Here is a 14,125-nt window from a genome sequence, read left to right on the forward strand (position 1 = left end):
CTGGTGCAGGACGTCCTCGAACGCGCGTGGCGCAACCGGAGAACGTTTCGATCCGAATCGGCGCTCACGACGTGGCTGTATCGAATCGCGATCAATCGTGCCCGCGATGTGGCCGCACGCGCGGAGACTCAGCGCACCGAACCATCGGGCACGGGCGACATCGATGTATCGATCAGCGACCTCGAGCACCCCGAGACGGTCGCGCAGGCGCTCAGCGATCGATCCACGGTGCGAGCGGCGCTGGCGACGTTGACCGTCGAGGATCGAATGGTCCTGGCACTGCACGACGGCGAGGGCTGGACGGCGACACAGATCGGTGCGGTCGGCGCGCTCACCACCGCAGCGGTGTACAAGCGCATCCACCGTGCACGGGTGAAGCTGCTACGCGCCCTCGACGACGGTCCCGCACACCCGCGAAACGACTCCCAGGCGTGCCGGCGCACACTCGCCGCGGCATCGGACTACCTGGACGGGCGTCTCGATGTCGACGCGTCGGCCCGCATCGATACGCACCTGCGGCAGTGTCGCCGGTGCCCACCCATCGCACAGGCCCTGATCGGTATCAAGACCGCACTCGGCCTGCGGCCGTGGACCAGCGCGGTACCCGAACAGTTCGTCTACGACGTCGCCCACTTGGGCGGACCCCCGCCGCGATGACCGATCATCCCCGACACCCGGAAAATATACCCCATAGGGTATATTGAAAGTGAATTGTCGACCGAGGGAGAGACTCATGTGCAGGGCTGTCACGTGCAAGAAGTGCGGGAAAACGACGTGGGCGGGATGTGGTCAACACGTCGATCAGGTGATGCGGGGCGTTCCGGCGTCCAATCGCTGCAAGGGGCACGACTCCGATCCGAAGTCACCGGGATTGTTCTCCCGCATGTTCTCCAAGAAGTAGATCGCGGTCCGCAGCCCTGGTCTTGCCAGGGCTGCGACCCGAGTCGTCGTTCTTCGTGGTCTCGCCCGTCGCGGCGCGCCGACCGGCCAGACCGTGCATACGCAGGTCCGCATCGTAGTGAACGAACAGCCCCCACCCGATCAGGTGCAACACCACGACCACACTCGCCATCGCCGGCAAGCGGGGGCTCCGTCGCGGGAAAGTCGATGTCGCGCAGGCACACTCGCGTCGGTCACCGGCACAGCCAGCCGTCCGGCGGGCAGTCGAGGGTAGTTACGATCGACGTCTGCGACCCTGGAGTGGCTTTCGCCGCCGCGGGGTGCAGGCGAGGTTGCTCGATCAGCTTTTCCCGTTCCCGGACATATCGTCGTCGATGCTCGGACCGACCCCGACCCCGACCCCGACCAAGGTCAACGATCGGCGATGGTGAGGATCGACCCACACCGAAATGGTGGCACCGGTCACCAGTGCGCGGACGGTCGACCGTTCTGCACGCACATCGCACTGGTACGTTCCGGACCCGGGCACCGTCACTTCCAGTTCCACCCGCCGTGAATCGATGTCGGTGCCCAGGACCACCGCCCACCCCTCGACGATGTCGTCCTCTCGGTCCGCCGCGGTGTCCCGGACCACGGATACCGCTGCAGGATGCAGCGGTGTGCGGGCTGCGAACATCATCGCCGCCATCAGCAGCACCGCGAAGCCGGCCACCACGGCAGCGGTGACAGCGGTCGCTGACCCGGGTGAGAGTCGAGGGACGAGGAAGGTGAACACCAGGATCAGCGCGAGCACGTAGAACCCCATGGCGACCGCGATCGCGTACGACACCCGTCCCGGTACCAGGACAGCGGCACCTGTCGAGCGCCGTCTCCGCGCGCTCGTCACCGTCTCTCCCCTGAGGTCCCGCTGGCGGTGCCCTCTTCGACGCCGTCGGCGATCACTTCGGAGGGTGCCCGCACAGCGGCGGTGTGGCCCGTCAGCCCGACGTGGGCTTCGGTGCGCATGCGTTCGACCATATGAGGGTAGTGCAGCTCGAACGCCGGCCGCTCGGAACGGATACGAGGTATTTCGGTGAAATTGTGGCGGGGCGGTGGGCAGGTGGTGGCCCATTCGAGAGAGTTGCCGTAGCCCCACGGATCGTCGACGGTGGCGACCGCGCCGTATCGCTAGGACTTGAACACATTCCATACGAACGGCAGCGTGGACAGCCCGAGAATGAACGCTCCGATCGAGGAGATCAGGTTCAAGGTGGTGAATCCGTCGGAGGGCAGGTAGTCGGCGTAGCGGCGCGGCATCCCTTCGTTGCCGAGCCAGTGCTGGACCAGGAACGTCATGTGGAACCCGACGAACGTCGTCCAGAAGTGCCACTTGCCGAGGCGTTCGTCGAGCATGCGTCCGGTGATCTTGGGAAACCAGAAGTACACCCCGGCGTAGGTGGCGAAGACGATGGTCCCGAACAGTACGTAGTGGAAGTGCGCCACCACGAAGTAGGTGTCGGTGACGTGGAAATCGATCGGGGGGCTGGCCAGCAGCACACCGGTCAGTCCGCCGAACAGGAATGTGATCAGAAATCCGATGCTGAACAGCATCGGGGTTTCCAGGGTGACCTGTCCTCGCCACATGGTGCCGATCCAGTTGAACAACTTCACCCCGGTCGGCACGGCGATGAGGAAGGACATGAACGAAAAGAACGGCAGCAGAACAGCTCCGGTGGCGTACATGTGGTGCGCCCACACCGTGATCGAGAGCGCTGCGATGCCGAGGGTGGCGAAGATCAGGCCCTTGTAGCCGAAGATGGGTTTGCGGCTGAAGACCGGGAAGATTTCGGAGACGATGCCGAAGAACGGGAGCGCGACGATGTAGACCTCGGGATGGCCGAAGAACCAGAACAGGTGCTGCCAGAGCACCGCTCCCCCGGTCGCCGGGTCGAACACGTGACCACCGAAGTGTCGATCGAAGGCCAGCCCGGCCAACGCGGCCGCGAAGGTCGGGAACGCCAGCAGTACCAGCACCGAGGTCACGAGTATGTTCCAGGTGAAGATCGGCATCCGGAACATCGTCATGCCGGGTGCGCGCAGGCACACCACGGTGGTGATGAAGTTGACCGCGCCCAAGATCGTGCCCAAGCCGGACAGGATCAGACCCAGTACCCACAGGTCGGCGCCGACGCCGGGGGAATGCAGTGCGCTCGTCAGTGGGGTGTAGGCGGTCCATCCGAAGTCCGCGGCACCTCCCGGGGTGATGAACCCGGCGAGCACGATCAGCGATCCGAACACGTACAGCCAGTACGCGAACGCGTTGAGGCGCGGGAACGCGACGTCCGGTGCCCCGATCTGTAGCGGCAGAATGTAATTGGCGAATCCGTACGCGACCGGGACGGCGTAGAGCAACAGCATGATCGTGCCGTGCATGGTGAAGAGCTGGTTGTACTGCTCGTTGGACAGGAACTGCAACCCCGGTACGGCGAGTTCGGTGCGCATGAGCAGCGCCATCAACCCGCCGATGAGGAACAGACCGAACGAGGTGACCAGATACATCTTGCCGATCGTCTTGTGATCGGTGGTGGTCACCAACTGCAGCAGTGTCCAGCCCTTGGGTTCACTACGCGCCGGATACGGCCTGGCCGCCTCAGGGCGGGGAATCAGTGCGGTCATCGACGATCTCCTCGATCCAGGTGTGCGATGCGCCGCATTTGCGTGCGCAGAAATAGGCTGTGATGCACAACGATGTGCGTTACAGGGCCATGGAGGCCTGGACGGTGACGTAGACGGCCACGGCGAGCAACAGGGCTGCGAAGCTACGGGTGAGTGTGGTGGCAGTGACTTTGTCGCTGATGACTTTTCCTGCGAACGATCCGGCGATGGCCGCGAGGGTGAACGGTACGACGATCTCCCACGGGATGGTGGCACCCGTGCCGAGGCGTTCGGTGAAGGCTCCCGCGCTGGTGATGGAGATGATCACCAGTGACGTTCCGACCGCGACGGGCATCGAATAGCCCAGTGCCAGAACCAGAGCGGGGACGATGAGGAAGCCGCCGCCTACTCCCAGAAATCCGGTGAGGAAGCCGACGACGAGCGCGGACGCGACCAGCTTGACTACCTGCGACGCGGTGATCTTCACTTTCGTGGGCTTCGTGGCGACCGCGACGGCGCTCAGGCGTGTTCCCGCGGTCTCGGCCGGGTCCGGTGTCGGTAGGTCGGCATCGTGTCCGCGCCGGGTGCGGCGCAGCATCGCACCGGCGGCGACGATCATCAGTGCCGCGAACGCGAGCAGCAAGATCTGCGGGTCGACCGATCGGTTGAGGATCGACCCGCCGAAGGCGGTGACCGAGCCCAGAATTCCGAACACTGCCGCTGCCCGCCACCGAACGTGCCGTGCTCGCGCATGGCTGATGGCCGCGATGATCGAGGTGATTCCGACGATGATCAACGAGGCGCTCGTTGCCGATTGCGGTTCGACCGCAAGGAGATACACCAGGGCAGGAACAGTCAGTATCGATCCCCCACCACCGAGTGCGCCGAGGGAGAGCCCGATGAGAATCCCTGCGGCAACTGCGATCGCGAGGGTGGCGACCATGTCAGATCACTGCGCCGGGGGTGCCGTCATCACGGACCACAGGGCGGCCGTCTTCGTGCCACGCTTTCATTCCGCCCGACAGATTGTGCGCTGCGCGACCGGCATCGGTGAGGGCCGCGACAGCTGTGCTCGACCGAGCGCCCGAGCGGCACACCACGACCAATTTCTGCTCAGGAGGGTAGGCAGCAGGATCGAGATCGCCGAGGCGTACATGGACGGCGTCCGGGGCGTGGCCGGCTGCCCATTCGTCGTCCTCGCGGACATCGATCAGGATGGCTCCCGATTCGGCGATCAGTGCGTGTGCAGCGGCCGGATCGGCTTCCGGTGGTGCTCCAGTCATGAACAACGCTCCTTGGATCAGTGGGTGCTTACAGGGCGTGCAGCGGCGTGGCCGGCACGAAGCGATAGCCCTCGCTCGGTGAGAACGTGGCCGAGACGGTGAACCGATCTCCTCGAACCACTGTGTGCCGCAACTCCACCGGCCGGGAATTCATGCAACCCAAGCGGCGGATCGACAGCGCGGCGGTCTTCGAATCGAGTTCGAGTGCTGCCGCATCCTCCCGATCCGGGACGACGGCAGTGACGTCCTCGCGGCCACCGGTGAGGCGGATGCCGCAGCGTTGCTCGAGCTCGATGTACAGAGCCGTGTGAGTGAAGTCCGCATCCAGGAGGTCGCGTGCCAGATCCCCCGGCAACCAGGCATAGTCGAGCGCCAACGGCATGGCCCCTGCCATACGGATGCGCTCCAGGTAGAGCAGCGGAGCCTTGGGACCGACCTGCAGAGTGACAGCGACCGCGGGGTCGGTCCGCAGTTCGAGTGCACGCACCACGCTGTGCTGAGCAACACCCGTGGCTTCCACGGCAGCGAAGAGACTGTAGAGCGCACCGAGAGGTTGCTCGATCACCGGCGGACCGGCCAGTCGAGAAGGCCGACCGCGCTCTGCAATCAAGATTCCTTCGTTCCGCAGGTGCCGCAGGGCCTCGCGGGTGGTGTGACGGCTCACCCCGTAGCTCGTCGTCAACGCATGCTCGCCCGGGAACTCGGAGCCGGCGAATTCGTCGTCACCGATTCGGCGGACCAGATCGGCATGCAGTTGCGCCCACAGCGGCATCGCACTGGAGCGGTCGAGCGCGGCACTGCGATCTGGTTCAACCATCAGAGGCCCTCCTGTCGATCTGTGTCGGAATCCGAATTCGAGCCGCCTGCTGCTGGCCCCCTCGAGGCCACTGTACAACAAATGTACGTACATCCGTACGGGCGGGTGTGATGCTCTGTACGCGTCGAAGCGATCTTCACCGAGAACCTCGGGTGCCGCAGCTCCCCCGTCCACGACGGACCATCCGTCAGCGTCGTCGACACGCAACGAGACGACCCTCGCATCGAGAAAGTTCTCGCCGAGCGCGAACGAGCTCCTGGTGGAGATCGCGCCGAACCTGGCGAATCCGTCGGCGTAGCGACGCGGCATCACGTCACTTCCCAGTCGGTCCCGGATCAGGCCAGTCGGTGCCGGATCGGGAGTGTCGCCCGGGGTCTGCTCTACCGCAGGTGGCGCGGCGAGCCGGCTGGGCGAGCACAGGACCGAACCGGCGGCGGACAGCACGACCGCCTCCGATTCGGGCGTGTTCGATCAGACTGTTTCGAGCTTGCGCTCGGCCCAGGCGGCGTAGCTGCCCTCGAGTTCGACGACTCGGTAGCCGGCGCGGCGCAGGGCGCTGGCTGCGACCGCGTTACGGACGCCGCTCTGGCAATAGGTCACGATCGGACCGCCCGTGGGCAGTCCGTCGAGGTTCCACAGCAATCGGCCGCCGCTGAGCTGGTCGGAGCCAGGTATGTGGCCGTCGGCGTGTTCGGTTTTGTTGCGCACGTCCAGCACCATTGCCGAGTCGAACGAATCCAGCTCGTCCGCACCGATCGTCTCGGGCGTCGTCATGGGGAGCCCTCGTAGACTTGTGACGTACCCGGTCACCGTATCGATGCCGACCCGCAGCAGGTGATCACGGAGCTCGTCGGCGACAGTGCGGTCCTCGGCGAGCACCACCAGTGGAGTGTCCTCTCGCTCGGGGTCGTAGACCCAGGCACCGAACGAGGCTGCCTTGCCGACGCCGGGGATGTTGAGCGCTCCGGGGACAGCGCCGGCGTGCACCTCATCGTGGCCGCGGGTGTCGAGGAGGACGACCTCGTCGGAATCGAGAGCGCGTGCCAATTCGGTGGAGTCGTACTCGTGCAGCGGAGAGAGTGGCCCGAGAACGACCGGGCCCTGCTTGTTCTGACGCTTCATCCGGCCGAAGTAGGCGTGTGCATCCGGTTGGCCGTCGAGCATCTCATCGACGAAGCCCTGCTCGTCGTCGCGCTCGACATACCCGGCCCACCAAGCGAAGCGACGTTCGTAGCCGACGCTGGTCGACGGGAGCGCACCGAGAGCTTTTCCGCAGGCACTGCCCGAACCGTGACCCGGAAAGACCTGGATATGATCCGGCTGCGTGACAAATGATCGCTTCAGACTGCGGAAGATCTGTTTGGCACCCTCGAAACGGGTGTCGACACCGTCTGCAGCTTCGTCGAGTAGGTCCGGTCGGCCGAGATCGCCGGCGAAGACGAAGTCGCCCGTCAACATGTATCCCGGAGCATCGGCGAAGGCACCGTCGGTCACCAGGAACGAGAGGTGCTCCGGAGTATGACCGGGCGTGTGAACGGCTTGCACGGTGATGTTACCCAGAGCCAGCGTGTCGCCATCGTGGAGGCGTTCGGCCTCGAAGCCGTACTGCCAGTCGTCGCCGCCCTCTCCTGAGACGTAGGTGACCGCCCCGGTGGCCTTCGCAAGCTCGCGAGTGCCGGACAGGTAGTCGGCATGGATGTGGGTCTCGGTCACGGCGGTGATGGTCATGCCATGCCGAGCGGCCAGGTCCAGGTACACACCGATGTCGCGGCGGGCGTCGACCACCACTGCCTCCCCCTTGGCCTGGCAGCCGATGAAGTATCCGGCTTGGGCGAGGTCTTCGTCGTAGATGCGTTCGAGAAGCATTCAAATCTCCTTGTCGATCGTGGTGGCGTTCGTAGGGGCGTCAAAATTCATGGTACCCCGTGGGGTATTTTCAGGAGGTCCTGTGCGGCGAGGCACGGTCCCGATCTCACAAGGTGGAGGTGGAATGGGCGGCATTCCACTGGGCGACCAGGGGCATCGCAACCGACCGATCCAGCGCGGCGCAACCACTCACAGCGACACCGCAGCGGTTGCCGACCATCACGTCCTCCTCGGCCGTCCGGCACTCGCCGACTCGGGGCGGACGAGGAAATTTGATTCGTCCCGAGTGTGGCGTTTGTCGGAATCGGCGACTAGCCTTATCCATAATGTACGTACATCCGTACGATCAATCAAGGGAGAGGGCGTCCGTACACCTCGGCACGTGTCCTTGCACCACCTGCTCGAACGCCGGAATGACCTTCCAGCACGACTGCTGTGGATGCAGTGCACCTGGCCTCAATGACCACCAATGTCGTGACCACACGGCTCGCGCCCACACCGACGTCGAGCTGAACCACCCCGGCACCAACCGAAATCGAGACAGCTCACCGAGCTCGTGTCTCGAACAGGAGGACCACATGTCCGCGCACACCATCGACCACAAAGTCGCGATCATCGGCGGAGGCAACGCCGGTATTTCGCTCGCGGCACGTCTGCGGCGAGCAGGAATGACCGACATCGGCATCATCGAGCCGGCAGAGACCCACTACTACCAACCTTTGTGGACGCTCGTCGGTGGAGGCCGCGCCCCGGCCGCGGAAAGTGCGCGTAGCGAGGCGTCGGTGATGCCCCAGGGCGTCGGCTGGATCAAGGATCGCGCCGAGGGGGTCGACCCGGATGCCCAGACGGTCAGCACCTCCTCGGGAACTACGATCCATTACGACCACCTGGTGGTGTGCCCCGGCATCCAGCTCGACTGGGACTCCGTGCCCGGTATGGCCGAATCGATCGACACCCCGCAGGTCTCGAGCAACTACCGCTACGATCTCGCACCCAAGACGTGGCAGATGATTCAGAAGATGCGGTCGGGCACCGCAGTGTTCACGATGCCGTCCGGCCCCATCAAATGCGCGGGTGCCCCGCAGAAGATCGCGTACCTCGCGGCCGACTACTGGCGAGAGCAGGGCGTGCTCGACGCCATCCGAGTTGTCCTCGTCCTACCCACACCCGGAATGTTCGGGGTACCGGTGTTCGCCGAGGAGCTCGAACGAGTCGTGGCGCGCTACGGCATCGAGGTGCGCAAGAACAGCGAAGTCACCGCCGTCGACCCGGACGGCCGATCGGTGACGATCACTGATAACAGCGCAGGTACCACCGACGAGCTACCCTACGACCTGCTCCACGTCGTACCGCGCCAATCCGCACCGGACTGGATCAAGGCCAGCCCCATAGCGGACCCCGAGAATCCAGCCGGATACGTCCAGATCGACAAGAACACACTGCGGCACAGTCGATTCGACAACGTCTTCGCCCTCGGTGACGCCGGATCGTCACCGAACTCCAAGACCGGTGCCGCCATCCGCAAGCAAGCACCCGTGGTCACCGAGAACCTGCAGGCGAGCATCGCCGGCCGTCCACTGACCGCACAGTACGGCGGGTACGCCTCCTGCCCCTTGACCACCTCTCGCAAGACGATGCTTCTGGCCGAGTTCGACTACACGATGCAGCCGGCCCCCTCGATACCGCTGATCGACACCACCCGCGAACGCCGCGACATGTGGTTCCTCAAGAGACGCGGACTGCCGGCGTTGTATTGGAATGCCATTCTCACCGGCCGAGCGTGAACGGTCGACCGCCGCACAGTTACGACCGCGAGGGCGACCTGAGCCACTACCGGTCGGTGTTCGAGGCCATAGAACGCCGCGTGATACCGGAGGTCGTGGTCACCCGGATCACGCCGTATCTGCTCGTTCTGGTGTCGGCGGCCGTGCTCGGCGTGGTGCTTCCACACACCGGCGGCGCCCATGGATACGACGTTCTTCTACGCACCGCACACGCCGACGCGGAATCAGCCGGGGTTTTGGCGACGCTGTTCACCGCATTCAGCGTCACGTTCACCGCTGCGGTGGCCTCGATCGCGCGTCTGGTTCGGCGGTTTCGATGGGCCGCTCTGGCATTGGCGGGCAATGGCGTCACCACAGTCTTCGGTGTGCTTGCGATCTGGGCGCGTCAGTCACTGGCACCGACGCAGACGTTCGCAGGCCCATCGACAGGCCTGTATCTGGGTGCGGTGGCCGCGTTGCTCTCCACTGTTCTCTGGGCACGTGTGGTGTTCACCCGCCCGGACGAGCAGCCCGGTCCAGCGCACAGGGGCTGACACGTCGCGGGCCCGATCACCCCACCTCGAACCGGCTACCCTGCCTCGCTCCGATCACCCCCGTGCATCGATGCGGGGGTGATCGGACCGTTGTCAGGCGAGGGCGAGAAAGAGCTTCTCGAGCTCGGCCTCGGTCATCTTCTCCCCTGTTTCCGCTCCGGTGATGCACTCACGGAGTCCGGTGGCGACGATCTTGAAGCCTGCCCGGTCGAGAGCCTTCGATACCGCGGCCAGTTGCGTGACGACGTCCTTGCAGTCCCGGCCGCTCTCGATCATCGAGATCACTCCTGCGAGCTGACCCTGCGCACGCCGCAAACGGTTCAATACCAATGCGATGCTTTCGGTGTCACCGGTCATGTCGTTCAGTCCTTCGTTCGATGAAACTCCAGTTTACCCCTAGGGGTAAGGGTGGTCGTGGTGGCCGAAGCCGAACGGCCTCGGCCACCACTGTGTTGCTCGAGATCGGTGACACTCAGCTGTGCGAGAAGCCGATCTTGGGCAGTACTGCTCGTAGCCACGTGGGTGACCACCATGCGGCGTGGCCGGTCAGGCGCAGGAGAACCGGCAGCAGAACCAAGCGGATGAGAATGGCGTCCAACAGTACGGCGACACCCAGAATGATGCCCATCTCCTTGGGTGGCAGTGGTTCGGCGAGCGCGAACGAGAAGAACACCGCGATCATCACCGCGGCCGCCGCGAAGATAACCCGTCCCGAGTGCGCCATTCCGTCGACCTGAGAACCGTGTGGATCACCGGTGTTCTCGTAGTGTTCCTTGACGCTCGACAGCAGAAACACCGTGTAGTCCATCGCAATTGCGAAGATCATCGCGAAGAAGAACACCGGTCCCCAGCCGTTCAGGAAGCCCTGCGGGGTGAATCCGAGCAGCGACGAGCCGTGACCGTCTTGGAAGATCAGCTTGGCCACACCGAAGGCCGCTCCGGTGGACAGCAGGCTGACCACCGTGCCGAGCAGGGCGATCAGCGGTGCCTGCAGCGCAATCAGCAGCAACAGGAATCCGAGCACGAGGATCACCGACACCACGATCGGCAGATACTCGTTCAACGCAGACTGCAGATCCAGGTTCTCCGCCGGTGCACCGCCGACGATCGCACCCTCGGGCAGCTCGGCGCGCAAGGCGTCGAGCGTGGTCTCGAGTGCGGGGTCCGACGGGTCCACGTTCGGGATCGCCTGCAGCATGACGAAGTCGGATCCGTCCATGGCGGGCATCGGCGGCGTCACCATCGATACGCCGGCCACGCTCGCTGCGATCTGCGCGGTCTGCTCCGCCTCCGCCGTGGGGGCGATGATCTGCAGCATGCCTGGTGCACCCTCACCCATCTGCGCCTGCACCAATTCGTAGCCCTGCCGGACCGGAGCATCCTCGGGCACAACCGAAATGGACGGCATGGCGACCTTCAGACCCAGCGCCGGAATCGACAGCGCCACCAGAATCAACAGCGAACCGATGGCGAACGGCCACGGATGCTTGTGCAACAACTGACCCCAGGACGCGAACTTCGGCGAGCGATGCACCTGTCGCTTCGCGTACGGGAGGGACCCGGCATTGACCTTCGGTCCGAGCTTGCCCAGAACTGCGGGAAGCAGGGTGAGTGTGGCAGCGAGCACGAACACCACCGCGAGCATGATGCCCACCGCCATCGTGCGCACAGCAGGTGCAGGTACCAGGAGTACGGCCGACAAACTGATCAACACTGTCAGTCCCGACAGCAGGACGGCTTTGCCTGCCGTATCCATGGTTTCGGCCACCGCGCGTCGTGAGTCGATTCGTCCGGCGTCGATCGTCTTCCGCAGGGCATCCCGGAATCGCACGACGAGGAACAGCGCGTAGTCGATACCGAGCGCCAGCGCGAACATCATCGCAAAGTTCATGGCCCACACCGAGAGCGGCGTGATCTCGTTCAGCAGAACCAGACCACCCGCGGATGCAACCAGACCGGCCAGCGTCAACAGCAGAGGCAGGCCCGCAGCGACGAGCGAACCGAATGCGAGCACCATAATCGCCAACGTGACCGGCCAGGAGATGATTTCGGCCTTGATCATCGCGTCGTGGTTGGCCTTGTTGAAGTCACTCCACAGCGCGGAGGCTCCCGTCGGGTAGACCTCTATCGAATCCGTGGAGGCCGCGGTCAACTCGCCTTTGAGATCGTCGACCGCCTTCACCATCTCGTCGGTCGTCCCGTTCGCTCCACCGATGAGGATTCCGGTGTGCCCGTCCGGGCTGATCGACATCCCCGGTTGCGGGGCGATGACCTCGGAAATTCGCGAGTCGGCGGCCAGAATGTCGGTGACCTCGGAAATGACAGCTGCCACAGCAGGATCGGTCACCTGCTCGGTGTCCGAGTGCACGACCACCTGTATCGCGGCCGAGGAGTTCCCACCGAAATGCTCCTGGGCAAGTTCCCGAACCTGGACCGACTCCGATCCGTTGGATTGCCAGCCGGCACCGGCGAGAGAGCCGAACACCGACGGGGCAAATGCTCCCAATCCGATGATGACCACGAGCCACGCCGTCACCACCCACTTGAAATTGCCGGCCATGCGCGCACCGAAGCGCGCCAACGGCCCGCCGGTGATCCCTGGCGGCGAGCTGTCTGCAGAACTCTCGTCGGTTCGAACGTCCGTAGAACTCACATCATGTCCTTACTGGTCGGGAAGATGGAGGAACCCTAGCATGGTACCCCAGGGGGTATGCTGAATGTTGACACCTACCCCCTGGGGTATACATGTGGTGCCGCACCACACTCACAGAATCGAGGACCGAACTCATGTCATGCACCGACACCCTCACCGGCCCCGGCGGACCGAGTATCGAACGCGCAGTCCCCGCACTGGCGGGCACCATGATCCTCGCCAGCCTCGCCGCCGGTTCCCTTCACAACCGCCGCTGGCATGCCCTGACAGCATTCGTCGGTGGCAATCTGCTGCTGTATTCTGCAGTCGGATGGTGCCCGGCCAGCTTGGCAATGCGGCGACTGGGGATGCGCCAGAGCACAATGACCCCGGCCCGGTGAACCGCTACAGGACCCGCCCTACGCCGTGGCAGTGGGTCGGCTACGCCTTCGGTCGTCCTCTTCCCTCGACCATGACGGACTGGGTGGCCCACGATCTGACGGGTGATCACGCCGTCGTTCGGCACCTCATTCGCGGCCAGGTTCCGTTTCTTCCCATCTACGCCGTGTTCATGTTCTTTCCGGGTGAGCTGTGGTTGCGTGGTGCCATGGTGCTTCTCGCGGTCCTGCTCTCGGTGTTCTTCACCGCCTCGTACATGGAAGAGAATCGGCAACGCCGCCTCGTGCGGCACATGCTGCCGCACGATCTGACGAACCCCCGCAAAGCGCAGGAATCGGAACTGGTCAAGAAGCGTTATCTCGCGGCGCACCCCGAGTCCGGGGCCTCACGCACCGCCGCGGCACCCATCGCTCCCGGCCGGGAGCACTGAGCGATGGTCGTCGATCCAACGCACCGTCTCGCCCGGTGGCAGCGATTCTGGGACAAGCAAGCGGCCGGTTACGACAAGCACATGACCTTTCTCGACCGAGTCCTCTTCCGCGACACCAGGTCCTGGATCTGCAGTCGCGCCCGAGGCCAGGTTCTCGAGGTCGCAGTGGGAACTGGACTCAATCTCGAGCACTACCCGGCAGGGACGTCGTTGACCGGAATCGAGTTGAGCCCGGACATGCTCGCGCAGGCGCATACTCGGGCCGCCGGCGTCAGACCCGACGCTCGCCTAGCTCTCGGGGACGCTCACGCTCTGGATTTTCCCGATGCATCTTTCGACACCGTGGTGTGCACGTTCTCGCTCTGCGCCATCCCCGCCACGGACATCGCGCTCGCGGAAATGTCGCGAGTGCTGCGTCCAGGTGGAACGTTGCTCCTCGCCGATCACGTCGCCTCGTCGATCCGGCCGGTTCGATGGATCCAACGCCTTCTGGAACTGGTGAGCGTCCCGGTCGGTGGCGAGCACTTTCTGCGCCGGCCCTCGCTCGCGATCGCCGGTGACGAGAGCTTCTCCATCGAGGACATCGACCGGTTCACTCTCGGTCTCGTCGAGCGTCTTCACGCCCGAAAGGTGTCCTGAACGGGCAATTACGATGGCCGCGGCACGAATTGCCGGCCACGCCCCGGTACATCGGTCTCGACGAACTCGAGAAGTCGTTTTTTACAGTCCACCCACGCTTGTCGCGCGCCCACGGCGAGCGACCCAGGAAGTAGGGCCAACGAGATCAGCACACCGGTACTTCGCGACGACGCCGAGACACTGGAACGACTGTCAGTTTCAGAAGACG

Annotated in this window: 14 protein-coding genes and 1 pseudogene; 6 read left to right on the plus strand and 9 right to left on the minus strand. The window is 64.4% G+C overall.

The features are described from left to right. The coding region (locus A2J01_RS21160; protein WP_064113510.1) for a sigma-70 family RNA polymerase sigma factor at window positions 1–657 on the plus strand (657 nt) is incomplete at its 5' end. Between the two features lie 205 nt (window positions 658–862). Here the strand turns inward: A2J01_RS21160 and A2J01_RS35945 are convergent. From A2J01_RS35945 to A2J01_RS21195, 7 genes and pseudogenes are all read right to left on the minus strand, one after another. Further along, on the minus strand, window positions 863–1,072 hold the full coding sequence (locus A2J01_RS35945) for a hypothetical protein (RefSeq protein WP_039868159.1): 210 nt from the start codon (window positions 1,070–1,072) through the stop codon (window positions 863–865). Between the two features lie 168 nt (window positions 1,073–1,240). Next, the gene (locus A2J01_RS21170) at window positions 1,241–1,786 is read right to left on the minus strand and encodes a hypothetical protein (RefSeq protein WP_064113511.1); all 546 of its coding nucleotides are present in this window, start codon (window positions 1,784–1,786) and stop codon (window positions 1,241–1,243) included. Further along, window positions 1,783–3,555, minus strand: a pseudogene (gene ctaD, locus A2J01_RS21175) (aa3-type cytochrome oxidase subunit I). The gene A2J01_RS21170 and the pseudogene ctaD overlap by 4 nt, the downstream one beginning before the upstream one ends. 79 nt (window positions 3,556–3,634) lie before the next feature. Continuing rightward, window positions 3,635–4,477 carry a sulfite exporter TauE/SafE family protein gene (locus A2J01_RS21180; protein ID WP_042925974.1) on the minus strand — a complete coding sequence of 281 codons (843 nt, stop codon included), beginning with the start codon at window positions 4,475–4,477 and terminating at the stop codon, window positions 3,635–3,637. Between the two features lies 1 nt (window position 4,478). Next, the gene (locus tag A2J01_RS21185) at window positions 4,479–4,817 is read right to left on the minus strand and encodes a rhodanese-like domain-containing protein (protein ID WP_042925975.1); all 339 of its coding nucleotides are present in this window, start codon (window positions 4,815–4,817) and stop codon (window positions 4,479–4,481) included. A gap of 28 nt (window positions 4,818–4,845) precedes the next feature. Then, entirely contained in the window at window positions 4,846–6,078 is a 1,233-nt protein-coding gene (locus A2J01_RS36945) for a GntR family transcriptional regulator (RefSeq protein WP_231915860.1), read from the minus strand. A 27-nt stretch (window positions 6,079–6,105) separates the two neighbouring features. Beyond that, window positions 6,106–7,500 (minus strand): MBL fold metallo-hydrolase, encoded by a 1,395-nt coding sequence (locus A2J01_RS21195; RefSeq protein WP_042925976.1) that lies wholly within the window; start codon window positions 7,498–7,500, stop codon window positions 6,106–6,108. Window positions 7,501–8,078: 578 nt separating this feature from the next. On the opposite strand from A2J01_RS21195, the gene A2J01_RS21200 reads away from it, so the two are divergent. Next, entirely contained in the window at window positions 8,079–9,284 is a 1,206-nt protein-coding gene (locus tag A2J01_RS21200; protein WP_064113512.1) for an NAD(P)/FAD-dependent oxidoreductase, read from the plus strand. Then, window positions 9,281–9,817, plus strand: coding sequence for an Rv2732c family membrane protein (locus A2J01_RS21205; protein WP_042925977.1), 537 nt, complete (start codon window positions 9,281–9,283; stop codon window positions 9,815–9,817). The genes A2J01_RS21200 and A2J01_RS21205 overlap by 4 nt, the downstream gene beginning before the upstream one ends. A 93-nt stretch (window positions 9,818–9,910) precedes the next feature. On the opposite strand, the gene A2J01_RS21210 is transcribed toward A2J01_RS21205, so the two are convergent. Together A2J01_RS21210 and A2J01_RS21215 are read right to left on the minus strand one after the other, a co-directional pair. Further along, window positions 9,911–10,174 carry a metal-sensitive transcriptional regulator gene (locus A2J01_RS21210; RefSeq protein WP_042925979.1) on the minus strand — a complete coding sequence of 88 codons (264 nt, stop codon included), beginning with the start codon at window positions 10,172–10,174 and terminating at the stop codon, window positions 9,911–9,913. A 115-nt stretch (window positions 10,175–10,289) separates the two neighbouring features. Then, a complete protein-coding gene (locus A2J01_RS21215; RefSeq protein ID WP_064113513.1) occupies window positions 10,290–12,470 on the minus strand; it encodes an MMPL family transporter in 2,181 nt (726 codons plus the stop codon). 134 nt (window positions 12,471–12,604) lie between these two features. Between A2J01_RS21215 and A2J01_RS21220 the strand changes: the two genes are divergently transcribed. Genes A2J01_RS21220 through A2J01_RS21230 form a run of 3 tightly spaced genes read left to right on the plus strand, consistent with a single transcriptional unit; the run spans window position 12,605 to window position 13,917 of the window. Further along, window positions 12,605–12,850, plus strand: a complete 246-nt coding sequence (locus A2J01_RS21220) for a YgaP family membrane protein (protein ID WP_042926020.1) — start codon at window positions 12,605–12,607, stop codon at window positions 12,848–12,850. After that, window positions 12,847–13,278 carry a DUF5313 family protein gene (locus A2J01_RS21225; protein WP_042925988.1) on the plus strand — a complete coding sequence of 144 codons (432 nt, stop codon included), beginning with the start codon at window positions 12,847–12,849 and terminating at the stop codon, window positions 13,276–13,278. The genes A2J01_RS21220 and A2J01_RS21225 overlap by 4 nt, the downstream gene beginning before the upstream one ends. 3 nt (window positions 13,279–13,281) lie before the next feature. Then, window positions 13,282–13,917, plus strand: coding sequence for a class I SAM-dependent methyltransferase (locus tag A2J01_RS21230; protein WP_042925990.1), 636 nt, complete (start codon window positions 13,282–13,284; stop codon window positions 13,915–13,917). Window positions 13,918–14,125 lie beyond the last annotated feature (208 nt).

The sequence above is a fragment of the Rhodococcus sp. EPR-134 genome (genome assembly GCF_001647205.1).
GTDB lineage: Bacteria > Actinomycetota > Actinomycetes > Mycobacteriales > Mycobacteriaceae > Rhodococcus_F > Rhodococcus_F qingshengii.

What these genes read in the sequence shown, in the direction of transcription:
- A2J01_RS35945 (WP_039868159.1), bottom strand. Translation starts at nt 1,072, where the DNA reads ATGGCGAGTGTGGTCGTGGTGTTGCACCTGATCGGGTGGGGGCTGTTC.
- A2J01_RS21180 (WP_042925974.1), bottom strand. Translation starts at nt 4,477, where the DNA reads ATGGTCGCCACCCTCGCGATCGCAGTTGCCGCAGGGATTCTCATCGGG.
- A2J01_RS21185 (WP_042925975.1), bottom strand. Translation starts at nt 4,817, where the DNA reads ATGACTGGAGCACCACCGGAAGCCGATCCGGCCGCTGCACACGCACTG.
- A2J01_RS21195 (WP_042925976.1), bottom strand. Translation starts at nt 7,500, where the DNA reads ATGCTTCTCGAACGCATCTACGACGAAGACCTCGCCCAAGCCGGATAC.
- A2J01_RS21200 (WP_064113512.1), top strand. Translation starts at nt 8,079, where the DNA reads ATGTCCGCGCACACCATCGACCACAAAGTCGCGATCATCGGCGGAGGC.
- A2J01_RS21210 (WP_042925979.1), bottom strand. Translation starts at nt 10,174, where the DNA reads ATGACCGGTGACACCGAAAGCATCGCATTGGTATTGAACCGTTTGCGG.
- A2J01_RS21220 (WP_042926020.1), top strand. Translation starts at nt 12,605, where the DNA reads ATGTCATGCACCGACACCCTCACCGGCCCCGGCGGACCGAGTATCGAA.
- A2J01_RS21230 (WP_042925990.1), top strand. Translation starts at nt 13,282, where the DNA reads ATGGTCGTCGATCCAACGCACCGTCTCGCCCGGTGGCAGCGATTCTGG.